We start from the raw sequence: 16,250 nt of genomic DNA, 5'->3' as shown, positions 1-16,250 counted from the left end.
CGCGACGGGCGCCTGCGCCGCTGCCTGTGCCGGGCACCCGCATGAGACGAACGCGTCCTATGCCCGTGCGAGGCGGCCGTGTCAGACGGCCGTGTCAGACGGCCGTGCCAGGCTCTGCGTCATGACTCTTGCCGAGGTTCTGCTCCTGGTCGTCGTCGCGCTGGTCGCGGGCGCGGTCGGCTACCTCACCGCCGTCGTGCGCACGGGGCGCCAGCGCGACCGTGCGGTCGTGCGCACCGCCCAGCTCGAGGCACGCCTCGCGGCGGCCGACGACGCCGCGCGCGCGAGGGAGCGTGACGTCACCGCCGAGCGTGAGCGCATGCGGCACGAGTTCCAGGCGCTCGCCGCCCAGGCGCTCGCCGCCAACAACGAGCAGTTCCTCGGGCTGGCCGAGCAACGGCTGCGTGCCACCCAGGTTGCCGGCCAGGCGGACATGGAGCGCCGCGAGCTGGCGGTCCAAGGACTCGTCGCGCCGGTGCAGCGGACGCTGGGCGAGCTCGCCGCGCAGGTCACCGCGGCGGAGGAGGCCCGGCTCGCGGGAGGTGCTGCCCTCACCGAGCAGCTGCGCGCGATGCGCGAGTCCTCCGAGCATCTGCGGTCCGAGACCCAGCGCCTGGTCACGGCGCTCCGGTCCTCGCAGGTACGCGGTCGGTGGGGCGAGATGCAGCTGCGGCGCGTCGTCGAGGCTGCCGGCATGCTGGAGCGCGTCGACTTCGTCGAGCAGGCCCAGGTCCGCACCGACGACGGCGCGCTGCGGCCCGACATGATCGTCCGGCTCGCCGGCGGCAAGCGGGTGGTCGTCGACGCCAAGGTCGCGTTCCTCGGCTACCTCGAGGCGCACCAGGCCACCGACGAGGCCGTCCGGGCCGAACGGATGGCGGCGCACGCACGCCACGTCAAGAAGCACGTCGACGACCTCGCGGGCAAGCGCTACTGGGACCAGTTCGCCCCCGCGCCGGAGTTCGTCGTCATGTTCATCCCGGCGGAGGCGTTCTACCACGCCGCCCTCGAGCAGGACGGCACGCTGTTCGAGTACGCCATGGAGCGCAACGTCGTGATCGCGACACCCATGACGCTCCTCGCGCTCCTGCGCACCGTCGCCTACGCGTGGCGCCAGGACACCCTCGCGGCGAACGCCCAGCAGGTGCTCACCCTGGGCAAGGAGCTGCACGGCCGGATCTCGACGCTCACCAGCCACCTGGCGCGCCTGGGTCGCTCCCTGGACTCTGCCGCCGGCGCCTACAACCAGACGGTCGCGTCGCTCGAGACCCGCGTGCTCGTCACCGCGCGGCGGTTCCGCGACCTCGGCGTCGTCGACCAGGAGCTCGAGACCCCACCGCCGACCAACCCACAGCTGAGCGCCCTCAGTGCCCCCGAGCTGCTCGACGACTCGTACGCTGAGGCGGTGCCGACGAGGATCCCATGAGCGCCCCCGACTACCCGACGATCGAGTCGACGATCGGCGGCACCCCGCTCGTGCGGCTGCAGCGGCTCGCCGCAGGCGCGGCGCCGGGCACGGTGGTGCTCGCCAAGTTCGAGGGCACCAACCCTGCGGGCTCCGTCAAGGACCGCGCGGCCCTCAGCATGATCGAGCGCGCCGAGCGCCGCGGTGCGATCGCGCCGGGCGACACCTTGATCGAGGCCACGAGCGGCAACACCGGGATCGCTCTCGCCATGGTCGCCGCGATCAAGGGCTACCGCCTGGTGCTCGTGATGCCCGACGACCTCTCCGTCGAGCGCCGCCGCACCATGCGCGCGTACGGCGCGGAGCTCGTGCTCACCCCTGCCGCGCAGGGCATGGAGCACGCCCGCGACCTCGCGGCGGAGCTCGTCGCGGCAGGCCAGGGCTACGTGCTCGACCAGTTCGGCAACCCCGACAACCCCGCTGCGCACGTCGCCTCGACCGGTCCGGAGCTGTGGGAGGCGACCGGCGGCCGGCTGACGCACCTCGTCAGCTCGATGGGCACCACGGGCACCATCACCGGCACCGGCCGCTACCTCAAGGACCGGTCTGCCGACGTCCGCGTCGTCGGGGTCCAGCCCACCGACGGGGCGCGCATACCCGGCATCCGCGCCTGGCCTGAGGCGTACCTCCCCCGCGTGTACGACCCGAGCGTCGTCGACGAGATCCGCCACGTCACCCAGGACGAGGCGGAGCAGACGACGCGGGACCTCGCCCGCCAGGAGGGCATCTTCGCCGGGGTGTCGTCCGGCGGTGCCGCCCACGTCGCCCTGCGGCTCGCGGCGGACGTCACGGACGCGACGATCGTGTTCGTCGTCGCCGACCGCGGCGACCGCTACCTGTCGACCGGTGTGTTCCCGGACTGAGCCACAGCGCCCGCGGCCTCCGGCGACAGGACGTCAGGGGCGCCGGGCCGTCAGGACGTCAGCACCGACAAGGCTGTGCGCCCGTCGCGGCGCGGTCGCGCAACCTGCTCGCCGGACTTCTTGAGGTCGGCGCGCAGCTCGCGCGGCAGCGAGAACATGAGGTCCTCCGTCGCGGTGCGCACCTCCTCGACGTCCCCGAAGCCGCGGGCTGCGAGGAACTTCAGCACGTCGTCGACGAGGATCTCCGGGACGGAGGCACCCGAGGAGATGCCGACGGTGCGCACACCCTCGAGCCACTCCTCCTGGATCTCCTTTGCGTAGTCCACCAGGTACGACGCGCGGGCACCGGCGTCGAGGGCGACCTCGACCAGGCGCACGGAGTTCGAGGAGTTCGTCGAGCCGACCACGATCACCAGGTCGCAGGCCGGCGCGATCTTCTTCACCGCGACCTGCCGGTTCTGCGTGGCGTAGCAGATGTCGTCGCTGGGCGGGTCCTGCAGCGTCGGGAACTTCTCGCGCAGCCGACGCACCGTCTCCATGGTCTCGTCGACCGAGAGCGTGGTCTGCGAGATCCACACGACCTTGTCCGGGTCCCGCACCACGACGTTCTCGACGTCGTCGGGCGAGTTGACGATCTGGATGTGGTCCGGTGCCTCACCCGCGGTGCCCTCGACCTCCTCGTGACCGGTGTGCCCGATCAGCAGGATGTCGTAGTCGTCCGACGCGAAGCGCACGGCCTCCTTGTGGACCTTGGTCACCAGGGGGCAGGTCGCGTCGATGGTCTGCAGCGAGCGCTCAGCCGCAGCGGCGTGCACGGCCGGGGACACCCCATGGGCGGAGAACACGACCCGGGCGCCCTCAGGCACCTCGTCGGTCTCGTCGACGAAGACCGCGCCGCGGTCGGTGAGCGTCTCCACGACGTACTTGTTGTGGACGATCTCCTTGCGGACGTAGACGGGGGCGCCGTAGTGGTCGAGGGCCTTCTCCACCGCGATCACCGCGCGGTCGACACCGGCGCAGTAGCCGCGCGGGGCGGCGACCAGGACGCGCTTGGTACTCAGCTCGGGATTCACCGCCTCAGTCTAGGCGACGGGGCACCTTCCGGGTCAGCCGGGCGAGGAGACGTGCCCCACGCCGTGCGCGGAAGGGACGAGCAGCGTGGGCAGAGCGGGCACAGCGAGCGCGATGGCCACAGCGACACAGCAGGACAGCAGCACAGCGGGACCCGGTGGGCACGCACCGCTCGGCCTGAGAGGATCGACCGCGTGAGCACGCTGCCGGAACGCGCCAACCAGACCACGCCTGAGCAGCCGTGGCCCGTCCGGCTGCTCAGCGCCAAGATCGCCGACTACATCGACAAGATGTCGCCGGTCTGGATCGAGGGGCAGATCGTCCAGCTCAATCGCCGCCCCGGCGCCTCCATGGCGTTCCTCACGCTGCGCGACACCGACGCCGACACCTCCCTGCCCGTCGCGATGAACGCCCGCGTGCTCGCGCTCACCCCCGCCCCCCTGACCGAGGGGGCCCACGTCGTCGTGCACGCCAAGCCGGTGTTCTGGAAGGGGCGCGGGTCGTTCCAGATGCAGGCGGACGATATCCGCGCTGTCGGCGTCGGTGACCTGCTCGCGCGCATCGAGCACCTCAAGAAGCTCCTCGCGGCCGAGGGGCTCTTCGAGCTCGCCCGCAAACGACCGCTGCCGTTCCTGCCGGCCGTCGTGGGCCTCGTGTGCGGTCGCGAGTCCAAGGCCGAGCACGACGTCGTGGTAAACGCCCGTGCGCGCTGGCCGCAGGTCCGGTTCGAGATCCGCGAGGTCGCCGTCCAGGGCGCGTCCGCCGTGTCTGAGGTCAGCGCCGCGGTCGCGGAGCTCGACGCCGACCCGCGCGTCGAGGTCATCGTCGTCGCCCGCGGAGGCGGGGCGGTCGAGGACCTCCTGCCGTTCAGCAACGAGGCCCTGGTGCGCGCGGTCGCGGCCTGCCGCACCCCCGTGGTCAGCGCCATCGGGCACGAGACCGACGCGCCGCTGCTCGACCTCGTCGCGGACGTCCGCGCGTCCACCCCGACCGACGCCGCCAAGCGGATCGTCCCGGACGTCGCCGAGGAACGGCTCCGGATCACCCAGGGGCGTCGCCGGATGGCTGCGGCCGTCGAGGCGCGCCTGACCCGCGAGGAGCACGGAATCGCAGCCCTGCGCTCGCGGCCGGTCCTGCGGGATCCGGCGGTGCTGGTCTCCCGCCGCGCCGACGACGTCGACCGCGGGCTCGATCGGCTGCGCCGCGCGTTCTCGACGACGTTGCTCCACGCCGCGTCCGACGTCTCCACCCTCCGCGCCCAGGTACGCGCCCTCTCCCCCGCCTCCACGCTCGCCCGTGGCTATGCGGTCGTGCACGGCCCGGACGGCAGCGTGGTCAGGGCTCCGGACGACGTCACCTCCGGCGACGCACTGCGGATCCGGCTGGCCGAGGGGGAGATCGGGGCCGTCACCAGCGTCCCCACCACCGGCGACAGTCATTAGGCTGGCGTCGTGCCTGACAACTCCGACGTCCCCACCCTGTCCTACGAGGCGGCCCGCGACGAGCTCGTCGACGTGGTCGCCCGGCTCGAGGCGGGCGGCGAGCCGCTCGAGCGCAGCCTCGACCTGTGGGAGCGCGGCGAGGCCCTCGCCGCGCGCTGCCAGCAGTGGCTCGACGGCGCCCGCGAGCGCCTCGCGGTCGCGCAGGGTCAGGTGACCCAAGGCCAGGTCGCCCAGGGCCAGCCGGCACCGGACGGGGACGAGGACGATGCCTGAGACCGCCCCCGCCCCGGTGCCCACCGCGATCCTCGTCGTCGGCGAGGCGCTCATCGACATCGTCCACGCGGCGGACGGCACGGTTGACGAGCACCCCGGCGGGAGCCCCGCCAACGTCGCGCTCACGCTCGCGCGCCTCGGCCAGGACGCCCACCTGCTGACCTGGTTCGGCGAGGACGCCTACGGCTCCGTGCTCCGCCGCTGGCTGCGGTCCTCGGGAGTGAACCTCGTGCCCCAGAGCACCTCGGCGGCGAAGACGTCCGTCGCCGTCGCGCGCCTCGACGCCACGGGCGCAGCCGAGTACGAGTTCGACCTGGAGTGGCGCCTGCCGCGCGAGCCCGCGCTGCCGCCAGCGGTCGCGGTGCACACCGGCTCGATCGCGGCGGTCGTCCCGCCCGGCGGCGACGACGTGCTGGAGCTGCTGCAGCGCGCTCACGCGACCGCGACGATCTCGTACGACCCCAACATCCGGCCCTCCCTCATGGGCCGCCACCTCACGGTCGCGCCCAAGGTCGAGGCGATCATGATGGCGTCCGACGTCGTGAAGGTCAGCGACGAGGACCTCGCGTGGCTCTACCCGCACCGCCGACCCGAGGTCAGCGGCGCGCTGTGGCACAAGCGCAGCGGCGTGCCGGTCGTCATGACGCGCGGCAAGGATGGTGCGATCGCCTGGACCCGCGCGGGCACCGTCGAGGTCGCCGGCGTGGACGTGACGGTGGTGGACACCGTCGGGGCCGGGGACTCCTTCATGGGCGCCCTGCTGCACGGGCTCGCCCAGGCCGGGCTGCTGGGTGCGGCGCGCCGCGAGGCGCTGCGCAACATTGACGAGCCGACCATGCGCGGCATCCTCGAGCAGAGCGCGCGCGTCGCGGCGATCACGGTGTCCCGCGCGGGCGCCAACCCGCCGCGGCTCAACGAGCTCGGGGTCTGACGGCCTACCGCTTCGACGCCGCCTTCCCCTCGGCCCGCTGCGACCGCTCCAGACTCGCCTTGCGGTCCTCCTCGTTCTCGGCGTCCAGGCGTGCGGCCTCCTCGTCGTCCCGCGTAAGGTTCTCGCTGGTCTCCGGGTCGAACACCATCATCTTCGTCGGGTCGAACCACAGGGTGGTGGAGTCGCCGTCCCGAACCCGTGACGCCGAGTCGAGCGCCACGACGAACTGCGTGCGCATGCCCTCGCCGTCGAGCTCGCGGTCGAGCTCCTCGAGCTTCGCCGCGACGGACTCGTGCGTGTCGAACGGGACGTACGCGTACAGCTCGGAGCCCAGCCACTCGGTCACGTCGACGTCCGCGTCGAACGTGTACCCGCGGTCCTTCTTCGTCTCGTCGACGAGCCGCGCGTCCTCGAAGTGCTCGGGGCGGAGGCCGACGATCACCAGCGAGCGGTCACCGATCACCTTCGCGGTGCGCTCCGGCAGGTCGAACGTGCCGAACGGCAGCTTGATGGTGCCACCCTCGACCTCGCCGGGCATGAAGTTCATGGGCGGCGAGCCGATGAACCCGGCGACGAAGAGGTTGACGGGCTGCTCGTACAGCGCGCGCGGGCTCGCCACCTGCTGCAGCTCTCCCTTTCGGAGCACCGCCACCCGGTCGCCGAGGGTCATCGCCTCCGTCTGGTCGTGCGTGACGTAGACGGTGGTCGTGCCCAGGCGCCGCTGCATGCGTGCGATCTCCGTGCGCATCTGCCCGCGGAGCTTGGCGTCGAGGTTCGACAACGGCTCGTCGAACAGGAACGCGTCGGCCTCCCGCACGATCGCACGGCCCATCGCGACGCGCTGCCGCTGCCCGCCCGACAGGTTCGCCGGCTTGCGGTCCAGGTGCTCGCGCAGCTCGAGCGTGTCCGCGGCGAGGTGGATCTTCTCCTGGATCTGCTCCTCGTTCAGCTTGCCCTTGTCGAGCCGCAGCGGGAACGCGATGTTCTCGGCGACGGTGAGGTGCGGGTACAAGGCGTAGTTCTGGAACACCATCGCGAGGTTGCGGTCGCGCGGCGCCTTCTCGTTCACACGCTTGCCGCCGATCTGCAGGTCGCCGGACGTGATGTCCTCGAGCCCCACGATCATCCGCAGCAACGTGGACTTCCCGCACCCCGAAGGACCGACGAGGATGACGAACTCGCCGTCGGCGATGTCCAGGCTGACGCCGTTGACCGCCGGGAACCCGTCCCCGTACTTCTTGACGATGTTGTCGAGCGTGATCGATGCCATCACTGGTCTCCTCGGTCGGGCGTGGGGCGGGGGTGCTGCGGTGTCACGGGCGTGCGGCGGGAGCGCCGTGCTGGGGTAGTCATCCCTTCACCGCCCCCTGGGTCAGGCCGGCGACGATCTGGCGCTGGAAGGCCAGCACGAGGATCACGACGGGGATGGTCACGACGATCGCTGCGGCCGAGATCGCCCCGGTGGGCTCCTCGAACTGGGACGCGCCCGTGAAGAACGCGAGCGCCGCAGGCACCGGCCGCGCGGCGTCGGTCGACGTCAGGGAGATGCCGTACACGAAGTCGTTCCACGCGATGAAGAACGCGATCAGGGCCGTCGTGAAGACCCCGGGCGCCGCGAGCGGCACGATCGCCTTGCGGAACGCCTGCCACGTCGTCGCGCCGTCCACCTGGGCGGCCTGCTCGAGCTCCCAGGGGATCTGCCGGAAGAAGGCCGCGAGCGTCCAGATCGAGATCGGCAGCGTCAACGACAGGTACGGGATTATCAGTCCGAGCCAGGTGTCGTACAGGCCGATCGAGCGCCACAGGTTGAACAGCGGCGTCACGATCGAGATCACCGGGAAGATCGACACCCCGAGCGCGGTCGTCAGGATGGCGCGCTTGCCCGGGAAGTCCAGGCGCGCGATCGCGTAGGCAGCCAGCGTCGCGAGGACCACGGCGACGGCCGTGGCGATCAGCGAGATGCCCACAGAGTTGCGCAGGGCCGAGAGGAACAGGTCCCGGGCGGCGCCGTCCGGCGCAAGGATCGACTCGTAGTTCTCGGTCGTCCAGGTGTCCGGGAGGAACCCGCCCTGGTTGAGCTCCGCGGGCGTCTTGAACGACGTCGCGAAGATCGACGCGACCGGGAACAGGGCGTAGAGCAGCACCGCGACGGTGATGACGGCCCACCAGATCTTCTGCTTGCGGTTGAGCGCGGTCACTTCTGCTCCCCTCTCGCGCCGGCCAGATCGACCTTGAAGAGCTTGATGGCGATCACGCAGATGACGATCACGCAGAGGAACAGCAGCACGGAGATCGCCGACCCCATGCCGATCTCGAGGCGCCCGATGGACGTCTTGTACGCGAGCAACGACAGCACCTCGGTCCCGTGCGCGCCGTTGGTCATGATGAAGACGTTGTCGAAGATCCGGAACGCGTCGAGGGCCCGGAAGAGCACCGCGACCATGATCGCGGCCTTCATGTTGGGGATGACGACGCGGCGCATGCGCTGCCACCAGGTCGCGCCGTCGACGGACGCAGCCTCCTCGAGCTCCGTCGGGATCTGCGCGAGGCCGGCGAGCAGCAGCAGCGAGATGAACGGGGTCGTCTTCCAGACCTCGCTCGCGATGATCACCGCGAGGCTGGTCCACGTGTCGGCGAACCAGTTGAGGTTCTCGTCGATGCCGGGCACCCAGTCGAACCAGCTGTTCACGAACCCGGAGTTGATGTCGAAGGCGTAGAACCACGCGAACGCCGAGACGACCGTGATGATCCCGTAGGGCACGAGGATCGCGGTGCGCAGCACGCCCCGCAGCGACTTGATGGCGCGGTGCATCACGAGCGCGAGCGCGAAGCCCAGCACGACCTCGATCACGACCGTGACGATCATGATCCCCGTCGTGACCGCCAGAGACCGCAGGAAGACCGGGTCCGAGAGCACGACGCCGTAGTTCCCGAGCCCGACGAACGAACGTTCGTCGGGGGCCGTGAGACGGAACTTGAACAGCGACTCGTAGACCGCCTGGAGGATCGGGTAGAGCGTCACCGCCAGCATGACGACGAACGCTGGACCGGCGAGCATCCAGCCCAGCCGTGCCTCCGCCTTCGCCCGGTCGCTGCGCGCCGCGGTGGCCGCCTCGTCCCGGCCGCTGTCCTGCTCCGCGGCGACCGCCGCTCCCCTGCCTCGTCCGCCGCTCACAGCAGGGCCTCCCCTCTCAGGACCGAGAGGATCTTGTCGGTCGCCTCGACCGGCGTCGTCTCGGGATCGACCGAGCTCGCCGGGTACCAGGTCTCCTGCAACCCGATCGACAGCTCGTTGTAGTAGGGCGTCTGCGGTCGCGGCACGGCGAGCTCGAGCGACTCACGGATGGTCTCGGCCATCGGGAACTCCTCGGCGAGCTGGGGGTCGTCGTAGGCCGCCTCGTTCGACGGCGGGTTGCCGTCGCTGATGAAGTACTCCACCTGGTTCTCCGGTGCCACGATGCACTCGAGGGCCTCGTAGGCCAGGTCGGTGTGCTCGCTGAACGCCCCGACGCCCAGGTTGATGCCGCCGAGCGGCGGTGCGGGCTCAGCGTCCTCGGTCACCCGGGGGTACAGCGCCCAGCCGATGTCGTCGAGGAGCGGCTCCTCGAGCGTGCCACCCTCGACGGCCGAGACCGTGGCCGGCCAGACGAACGGCCAGTTGACCATGAAGCTCCCGGAGTCCGACTGGAACGTCGACAGGTTCGCGTTCTCGTCCGCGGTCGCCATGCCCGGGCCGCCGAGGCCCTCCGAGCCGATCCGCCCGACGATCTCCGCCGCTGCGCGACCGGCCTCGGAGTCGAGCCCGAGCTGGAGCGTCTCCGAGTCCGCCGCGGGGTCGGTCACGATCTGACCGCCGGCCGAGGCCACCAGGGCGTTGACCCACACCATGAACGACTCCGCCTTGGCGCCCTGCACCGCGAGCAGCTTGTCCTGCTCGGTCGCGGCCTCGATGAGCTGCTCCCACGTCACGGCGCCGGACTCCAGGTCGAGGCCGGCCTCCTCCGCGACGGACACGCGGTACCAGAGCAGCTGGGTGTTCGCCCAGAACGGTGCGGTGACGAGCTCGTCGCGCCACGAGGCGCCCGCGAGCGCGCCCTCCAGCACACCCTCGCTGAAGACCTCGACCTTGTCCTCCGGGATCGGTGCGAGGAACCCGGCCTCCGCAAGCTCGGGGATGTACGGCGGGTCGAGGCTCATGAGGTCGATCGACGCGTCCTTCGCCGCGAGCCGCCGCGCGAGCTGCTCGCGCTGCGACGCGGCCTCGCGCGGCAGGGACACCGTCTCGATCCGGTAGGCGCCGTCGGCCGCCTCGGTGCAGGACGCCGCGATGGCGGCCTGGCCGCCTGCGTCCGGGTTCGTGTACCAGGACAGCGTCGGGGTGCCCTCGTCACCGCCGGCGCAGGCGGTGAGCGCGAGCAGGCTCATCGATGCCACGACGGCTCCGGCTCTGCTGGTTCTGCGCACGCGCCCACCCCTTCGGCTCTGCGGCGACCTCGTCATCACCTTGCTCAGGAGTACCGCAAGTCCGGACATCTCGCACCCGGGGAGCAGTCCGGAGCGCCGGTGTTCTGATCGTGGACGCCGCCCGCCCGACCAGCCGCGCAGGAGGGATGATGCCGTCATGCCAACCACGAGGACCCCAGCACAAGCGTGGGCCGCCCTGCGCGCGGGCAACGCCCGATTCGTCACCGACACGCCCGAGCACCCCGCCCAGGGCTTCGACCGTCGTGCCGAGCTGAGCGTCGCCCAGCACCCGCACGCGGTGATCTTCGGCTGCTCCGACTCACGCGTCGCCGCCGAGCTGATCTTCGACCAGGGCCTCGGCGACGTGTTCGTCGTGCGGACCGCTGGCCATGTCCTCGACACGACCGTGATCGGCTCGATCGAGTACGGGGTGGACATCCTCAGCACGCCACTCGTCGTCGTCCTGGGCCATGACAGCTGTGGCGCCATCGCCGCGGCCGCGCACACCCTTGCGACCGGCGAGCAGGCGGACGGTTTCGTCCGCGCCGTTGTCGACCGCGTGATCCCGTCGATCGTGCGCATCACGAGCACAGGCGGTGCGGTCGACCCGGACGTCCTGCGCCGCGAGCACGTCCGCCACACGGTCGACATGCTGCACGGCTACTCCGCAGGTCTGGCTCAGGCCGTGGCCGAGGGCCGGTGCGCGATCGTCGGCGTCGAGTACGCGCTCGCCGAGGGCGCCGCGTCGCTCGTCGAGGTCATCGGCGACGTGGGCGAGACACCCGCGCAGTGAGGCACGATGGTTGTCATGACTGACAACGCCGTCGGCTCCACGCCGAACACCGACACGTCCGAGTACCGGATCGAGCACGACACGATGGGAGAGGTCCGCGTTCCCGCGGCCGCGCTCTACCGTGCCCAGACGCAGCGCGCCGTCGAGAACTTCCCGATCTCCGGGACGGGCCTCGAGCGCGGGCACATCGAGGCGCTCGCGCGCGTGAAGAAGGCCGCAGCCCGGGCCAACGCGGAGCTCGGCGTCCTCGACCAGGACATCGCCGACGCCATCGTGGCCGCGGCCGACGAGGTCGCCTCCGGCATCCACGACGAGCACTTCCCGGTCGACGTCTACCAGACCGGCTCCGGGACGTCGTCGAACATGAACACCAACGAGGTGCTCGCGACGCTCGCCACGCGCGCCCTCGGCCGCGAGGTACACCCCAACGACCACGTCAACGCGTCGCAGTCGTCCAACGACGTCTTCCCGACGTCGGTGCACGTCGCCGCGACCTCGGGGGTCGTGCGCGACCTCGAGCCCGCGCTGTGCCACCTCGCCGAGGCGCTCGAGGCCAAGGCCCGGGCGTTCGCGCACGTCGTGAAGTCCGGGCGGACGCACCTGATGGACGCGACCCCCGTGACCCTCGGCCAGGAGTTCGGCGGCTACGCCGCGGCCGTCCGCTACGGCATCGAGCGACTCGAGGCAGCGCTGCCCCGCGCGGCCGAGGTCCCCCTCGGCGGCACCGCCGTCGGCACCGGCATCAACACCCCCGCCGGCTTCCCCCAGCGTGTGATCGAGCTGCTGGTGCAGGACACGGGCCTGCCGATCACCGAGGCGCGGGACCACTTCGAGGCGCAGAGCTCGCGCGACGGCCTCGTCGAGCTCTCCGGCGTGCTGCGCACGATCGCGGTCTCGATCACGAAGATCTGCAACGACCTGCGCTGGATGGGGTCAGGCCCCAACACGGGCCTCGGCGAGATCTTCATCCCGGACCTGCAGCCCGGCTCCTCGATCATGCCGGGCAAGGTCAACCCGGTCGTGCCCGAGGCCGTGCTCATGGTCGCCGCGCGGGTCGTGGGCAACGACGCGACGGTCGCCTGGGCCGGTGCGTCCGGCTCGTTCGAGCTCAACGTGCAGATCCCTGTCATCGCCGCGGGCGTGCTCGAGTCGATCCGCCTGCTGGCGACGTCCTCGCGCGTGCTCGCCGACAAGACGATCGCGGGGATCACGGCGAACGAGAGCAAGGCGCGCGCCTACGCGGAGTCCTCGCCGTCGATCGTCACGCCGCTGAACCGCGTGATCGGCTACGAGGCCGCCGCCAAGGTCGCCAAGCACTCGGTCGCGAACGGACTCACGGTCCGCGAGTCCGTCGTCGCCCTCGGCTTCGTCGAGCGCGGCGAGGTCACCGAGGCCCAGCTCGACCAGGCGCTCGACGTCCTGTCGATGACGCGTCCGCCGCAGGCCTGACCCGCACGCACCCCCGTACGCCGACGCCGGACCGTCCCCTGGGCGGTCCGGCGTCGAGCCGGTGATGTCGTACTCGGGCGAGGCTGTTCGCCTCGCGCTACGCGCTCGCCCCGACCCGCGCGGCGACGTCCCGGGCCCAGGCGCGCACCGCGTCCATGTCGCGACGGTCGCCCTGCTTGCCCCGAGCGGCGGCGATGATCGCCCGCTCGGCGAAGTTCAGGACGTTGAGGTCCAGCCGGCCCGAGAAGTGCCGGTGGGCCACAGCGCCCACCAGGCCGAGCCGCTCCTGCGTCTCCGCCGGGCGGTTGGACGCCTTCGCCGGCGCGTCCGAGAGCCCCGAGGAGAACAGCCACACCTTGCGCGCGCGCAGGGCCTCGACGTTCGCGTCGACGTACTCCCGTGCTTCCGGCAGCCAACGGCCGGTGTAGATCGGGGACCCGACGACGACGACGTCGTAGGGCTCCAGGTCGAACTCGTCGTCGGGCGAGCGCACGTCGCTCTCGATACCGACCTCGGCCAAGGTGCTGGCGATCACCTCACCGATCTCACGCGTGCCCCCATGGCGGGACGCGACCACGACCACTGCTCTCATCGGTGAACTCCTCATCCGGGTGGATACGACCCCTCGCACCCCTTTCGACCATGGTGCTACGTGCGGCGTCGCTCGGCGTGGGCCGGAGGTCCCCCGGCCGCGCAGCACCCGACGCGCTCCGCCCGAGCAGCACGCTCAGAGGTCGAGTCGTCGTCCCTCGCCCGTGCCGTCCGCAGGAGCCGGCTGCCACGACGGCCGCGCGGGTCCCGGCGTGACCGGCGGCGCGAGCGGACCAGGGTCGAGCACCCGTCCACCGGACGCGACCGGCGGACCGAGTGTCCCAGGGGCCGCCGACGGCCACGACGGACGCGCCGCCGCGGGGGCACCGAAGGGCGATCCCGGCGCCGGCGCCGAGCCGAACGCCCCCGGGCCCCCACGCCCGAGGCCGACGGAGAGCAGCGCGGCCTCGCGCTGGACCTCGGCCACGGCACGCTCTCGCAGCAGCACCCGGTTCATCACGACGGCCTGCACCACGGACAGCAGCCGCAGCATCCAGACGACGACGATCGTCCCGACGGCGGTCGCGTCGTCGGCAACCGGCACGAAGAACGCTGGCCCGAGCAGGCTGTAGGTCATCCCGGTGAAGACCCCCCAGAACCACGCCCAGAACTTGTACCGACCGCTCACCCCGGGGCGCAGCGAGATCAGCGCGAACCAGGCGGCCGTGCCGATCCCGAGCGTGCCCACCGCGATCAGCACGGACCACCCGTGCCGGCGCCGCCACGCGGGGTCGGCCAGCCGCTGGTTCGGGTCGAGCGACCAGGCCATCGACCTCGGCGTCGTCACGCGGTGGCCTGCGCGGTCGCACCGACGGCGCGCGTGGCCGCCCAGCGCCGAATCGTGTCGACCTGCTCCGCCTGCGTCACCGAGAGCGGGACCGTGCTGCGCACGGCGTGTTCGAGGTCCGTCCACCCGAGCGGACGACGCTCGGCGAACGCGTCGAAGCAGGCGCTGACGACCGCCTGCTCGATCTCCGCGCCCGAGAACCCGTCGGTGCGCCGCGCGAGCTCGGCGACGACCTCGGGCGTGGGCGGGACGTGCGAGCCCAGGGCCTCACCAGCCGCGAGCCGACGGCGCAGGTGCAGCGCCCAGATCTCCTCGCGCTCGGCAGGGGTCGGCAGGTCGACGAAGAAGATCTCGTCGAACCGGCCCTTGCGGAGGAACTCCGGGGGGAGCGCGTCGATCTTGTTGGCCGTGGCGATCACGAACACCGGCGAGGTCTTCTCCTGCAGCCAGGTCAGGAACGTGCCGAACACGCGCTGGCTCGTCCCCGAGTCGCCCGAGCTCGAGCTCGTCGCCGAGCCGAAGCCCTTCTCGATCTCGTCGATCCAGAGGATCGACGGTGCCACGGCCTCGGCGAGGCGCAGCGCGGCCCGCATGTTCTGCTCGCTCGAGCCCACGAGCCCCGAGAACACCTTGCCGACGTCGAGACGCAGCAGCGGCAGCCCCCACAGGCTCGACATGCACTTGGCGGTCAGCGACTTCCCGCAGCCGGGCACCCCGGTGATCAGGATTCCCTTGGGCGACCCGATCCCCCACCGCGCGGCCTCGGGCAACCAGGAGCCGTTGCGCTTCACCAGCCACTGCTTGAGGTTGTCGAGTCCGCCGATGTCGTCGATCGATCCGGCGGGCGCGATGAACTCGAGCAGCTCGGACTTGCGGATGGTCTGGCGCTTCTCGTCGACGACCCGCGCGATGTCGCTCGCGTCCAGTCGTCGGTCGCCGGCGATCGCGCGAGCGAAGGCGTTCTCCGCCTCCCAGCGGGTCAGGCCGCGTGCCGCCTGGACGAGACGCTCGCGCTCGCCCGGCCCGAGCGTCACGCGGATGCCGTCGGCGTTGGCGTCGATGATCGCAGCCAGCACCTCGTCGATCTCCTCGGCGTCCGGCAGCGGGAGGTCCACCACGGAGACGACCTTCTCGAGGTCGGGCGGCAGCGCGAGGCCGGGCGCGACGATCACGAGGGAGTGGGCGATCGGGCCGCTCTTGAACGCGGTCGCGACGTCGAGCAGCGCGCGCACGAGGATCGGGTCTGGTCCCTGCCCACCGTCCCCACCGAGGAAGTGGTGCAGGTCGAAGAACACGAAGATCGTCGGACGCGTGACGTTCATGGCTGCGGCGAGGGCAGCCTCGGGCGTCTGTCCACGTCCCGGGTCGCCCGGCACGTGCAGCCCTCGGCTGAGCGTGAAGGCCATCACCTGGCGCGGGCTGCGGAACGCGTAGGGGTCCGCGGCCACCGAGGAGACGGTCGCCATGACGCGCTCGGCCTCGTGCGTCTCCACCAGGAGGATGGGGTGCCGAGCCCGGATGAGGTCGATCACCGTCTCGCGGAAGCCCGCCGTCGTGCCCATCCGACCTCCCCCGGCTCAGTGCGGCGCGCAGGCAGCGCGCACTGGCGGACAACCTATCCCACGGCGATAGATTGCCACCATGACCTCTGTCTTCAGCAAGATCATCGAGGGCCAGATCCCCGGGCGGTTCGTCTGGGCCGACGAGCGCGCCGTCGCGTTCGCCACGATCGCCCCGATCTCCCCCGGGCACGTCCTCGTCGTGCCGCGCGCGGAGGTGGACCGGTTCACCGCGGCCGACGACGACCTGCTGAGCCACCTGGTCCGCGTCGCCAAGCGCATCGGGCTCGCGCAGGAGTCCGCGTTCGACGCACCGCGGGCCGCGCTCGTCGTCGCCGGGTTCGAGGTGCCCCATCTCCACCTGCACGTGCTGCCCGCCTGGGGCGAGGCGGAGCTCAGCTTCGCCAACGCCAAGGACGACGTGCCCGCCGCCGAGCTCGACGCCGCGGCCCAGACCCTGCGCGCCGCCCTCGTCGCCCAGGGCGACGGCGCACACGTCCCCGCGGACCTGGGGAGCCCGCACCTGCGCGCCTGACATTCGGACGCGCCAGGCCCCGCGGGG

16 protein-coding genes are annotated in these 16,250 nt (G+C 71.6%); 8 read left to right on the top strand and 8 right to left on the bottom strand.

Annotation, left to right across the window (positions count from 1 at the left end; translation table 11 throughout):
• Nucleotides 1-121 precede the first annotated feature (121 nt).
• Nucleotides 122-1,426, top strand: coding sequence for a DNA recombination protein RmuC (locus BMZ30_RS02970; protein WP_093374898.1), 1,305 nt, complete (start codon nt 122-124; stop codon nt 1,424-1,426).
• Nucleotides 1,423-2,328 (top strand): cysteine synthase CysM, encoded by a 906-nt coding sequence (gene cysM / locus BMZ30_RS02965; protein ID WP_093374896.1) that lies wholly within the window; start codon nt 1,423-1,425, stop codon nt 2,326-2,328. Before BMZ30_RS02970 ends, cysM begins: the two co-directional genes overlap by 4 nt.
• 50 nt (nt 2,329-2,378) lie before the next feature.
• Here the strand turns inward: cysM and BMZ30_RS02960 are convergent, their stop codons facing one another.
• Nucleotides 2,379-3,401, bottom strand: coding sequence for a 4-hydroxy-3-methylbut-2-enyl diphosphate reductase (locus BMZ30_RS02960; RefSeq protein WP_093374894.1), 1,023 nt, complete (start codon nt 3,399-3,401; stop codon nt 2,379-2,381).
• A 192-nt stretch (nt 3,402-3,593) separates the two neighbouring features.
• Between BMZ30_RS02960 and xseA the strand changes: the two genes are divergently transcribed.
• Genes xseA through BMZ30_RS02945 form a run of 3 tightly spaced genes read left to right on the top strand, consistent with a single transcriptional unit; the run spans nt 3,594 to nt 6,045 of the window.
• Complete coding sequence (xseA, locus tag BMZ30_RS02955; RefSeq protein WP_229828290.1) at nt 3,594-4,841, top strand: exodeoxyribonuclease VII large subunit; 1,248 nt, start codon at nt 3,594-3,596, stop codon at nt 4,839-4,841.
• A 9-nt stretch (nt 4,842-4,850) separates the two neighbouring features.
• Nucleotides 4,851-5,114, top strand: a complete 264-nt coding sequence (locus BMZ30_RS02950) for an exodeoxyribonuclease VII small subunit (protein WP_093374892.1) — start codon at nt 4,851-4,853, stop codon at nt 5,112-5,114.
• Nucleotides 5,107-6,045: a carbohydrate kinase family protein gene (locus BMZ30_RS02945; protein ID WP_093374890.1), complete on the top strand. Its 939-nt coding sequence runs from the start codon at nt 5,107-5,109 to the stop codon at nt 6,043-6,045. The genes BMZ30_RS02950 and BMZ30_RS02945 overlap by 8 nt, the downstream gene beginning before the upstream one ends.
• A 4-nt stretch (nt 6,046-6,049) precedes the next feature.
• Here BMZ30_RS02945 and BMZ30_RS02940 read toward each other — a convergent pair whose 3' ends face one another.
• From BMZ30_RS02940 to BMZ30_RS02925, 4 genes are all read right to left on the bottom strand, one after another.
• Nucleotides 6,050-7,315, bottom strand: coding sequence for an ABC transporter ATP-binding protein (locus BMZ30_RS02940; RefSeq protein ID WP_093374888.1), 1,266 nt, complete (start codon nt 7,313-7,315; stop codon nt 6,050-6,052).
• 79 nt (nt 7,316-7,394) lie between these two features.
• Complete coding sequence (locus tag BMZ30_RS02935) at nt 7,395-8,243, bottom strand: carbohydrate ABC transporter permease (RefSeq protein ID WP_093374886.1); 849 nt, start codon at nt 8,241-8,243, stop codon at nt 7,395-7,397.
• Nucleotides 8,240-9,220 carry a carbohydrate ABC transporter permease gene (locus BMZ30_RS02930; protein WP_229828292.1) on the bottom strand — a complete coding sequence of 327 codons (981 nt, stop codon included), beginning with the start codon at nt 9,218-9,220 and terminating at the stop codon, nt 8,240-8,242. Before BMZ30_RS02930 ends, BMZ30_RS02935 begins: the two co-directional genes overlap by 4 nt.
• The gene (locus tag BMZ30_RS02925) at nt 9,217-10,545 is read right to left on the bottom strand and encodes an extracellular solute-binding protein (protein ID WP_093374884.1); all 1,329 of its coding nucleotides are present in this window, start codon (nt 10,543-10,545) and stop codon (nt 9,217-9,219) included. The genes BMZ30_RS02930 and BMZ30_RS02925 overlap by 4 nt, the downstream gene beginning before the upstream one ends.
• A gap of 121 nt (nt 10,546-10,666) precedes the next feature.
• Between BMZ30_RS02925 and BMZ30_RS02920 the strand changes: the two genes are divergently transcribed.
• A complete protein-coding gene (locus BMZ30_RS02920; RefSeq protein WP_093374882.1) occupies nt 10,667-11,302 on the top strand; it encodes a carbonic anhydrase in 636 nt (211 codons plus the stop codon).
• 15 nt (nt 11,303-11,317) lie between these two features.
• The gene (locus BMZ30_RS02915) at nt 11,318-12,751 is read left to right on the top strand and encodes a class II fumarate hydratase (RefSeq protein WP_093374880.1); all 1,434 of its coding nucleotides are present in this window, start codon (nt 11,318-11,320) and stop codon (nt 12,749-12,751) included.
• Between the two features lie 97 nt (nt 12,752-12,848).
• On the opposite strand, the gene BMZ30_RS02910 is transcribed toward BMZ30_RS02915, so the two are convergent.
• From BMZ30_RS02910 to BMZ30_RS02900, 3 genes are all read right to left on the bottom strand, one after another.
• The gene (locus BMZ30_RS02910) at nt 12,849-13,343 is read right to left on the bottom strand and encodes a flavodoxin domain-containing protein (RefSeq protein WP_093374878.1); all 495 of its coding nucleotides are present in this window, start codon (nt 13,341-13,343) and stop codon (nt 12,849-12,851) included.
• Nucleotides 13,344-13,478: 135 nt separating this feature from the next.
• Nucleotides 13,479-14,129 carry a hypothetical protein gene (locus tag BMZ30_RS02905; protein ID WP_143073116.1) on the bottom strand — a complete coding sequence of 217 codons (651 nt, stop codon included), beginning with the start codon at nt 14,127-14,129 and terminating at the stop codon, nt 13,479-13,481.
• Entirely contained in the window at nt 14,126-15,691 is a 1,566-nt protein-coding gene (locus BMZ30_RS02900) for an AAA family ATPase (protein ID WP_093374874.1), read from the bottom strand. Before BMZ30_RS02900 ends, BMZ30_RS02905 begins: the two co-directional genes overlap by 4 nt.
• A gap of 79 nt (nt 15,692-15,770) precedes the next feature.
• Between BMZ30_RS02900 and BMZ30_RS02895 the strand changes: the two genes are divergently transcribed.
• On the top strand, nt 15,771-16,223 hold the full coding sequence (locus BMZ30_RS02895; protein WP_093374872.1) for an HIT family protein: 453 nt from the start codon (nt 15,771-15,773) through the stop codon (nt 16,221-16,223).
• The last annotated feature ends 27 nt before the right edge of the window (nt 16,224-16,250 follow it).

The organism is Flavimobilis marinus, assembly GCF_900113055.1.
GTDB lineage: Bacteria > Actinomycetota > Actinomycetes > Actinomycetales > Cellulomonadaceae > Flavimobilis > Flavimobilis marinus.
Note: the sequence above shows the minus strand (reverse complement) of the source record. Positions and strands in the feature narration are given on the sequence as shown.

Bases quoted from the DNA above. Each gene is read 5' to 3' on its own strand.
- BMZ30_RS02970 (WP_093374898.1), top strand. From the start codon at position 122: ATGACTCTTGCCGAGGTTCTGCTCCTGGTCGTCGTCGCGCTGGTCGCG.
- BMZ30_RS02920 (WP_093374882.1), top strand. From the start codon at position 10,667: ATGCCAACCACGAGGACCCCAGCACAAGCGTGGGCCGCCCTGCGCGCG.
- BMZ30_RS02900 (WP_093374874.1), bottom strand. From the start codon at position 15,691: ATGGGCACGACGGCGGGCTTCCGCGAGACGGTGATCGACCTCATCCGG.
- BMZ30_RS02915 (WP_093374880.1), top strand. From the start codon at position 11,318: ATGACTGACAACGCCGTCGGCTCCACGCCGAACACCGACACGTCCGAG.
- BMZ30_RS02925 (WP_093374884.1), bottom strand. From the start codon at position 10,545: ATGACGAGGTCGCCGCAGAGCCGAAGGGGTGGGCGCGTGCGCAGAACC.
- cysM (WP_093374896.1), top strand. From the start codon at position 1,423: ATGAGCGCCCCCGACTACCCGACGATCGAGTCGACGATCGGCGGCACC.
- BMZ30_RS02895 (WP_093374872.1), top strand. From the start codon at position 15,771: ATGACCTCTGTCTTCAGCAAGATCATCGAGGGCCAGATCCCCGGGCGG.
- BMZ30_RS02940 (WP_093374888.1), bottom strand. From the start codon at position 7,315: ATGGCATCGATCACGCTCGACAACATCGTCAAGAAGTACGGGGACGGG.
- BMZ30_RS02910 (WP_093374878.1), bottom strand. From the start codon at position 13,343: ATGAGAGCAGTGGTCGTGGTCGCGTCCCGCCATGGGGGCACGCGTGAG.
- BMZ30_RS02945 (WP_093374890.1), top strand. From the start codon at position 5,107: ATGCCTGAGACCGCCCCCGCCCCGGTGCCCACCGCGATCCTCGTCGTC.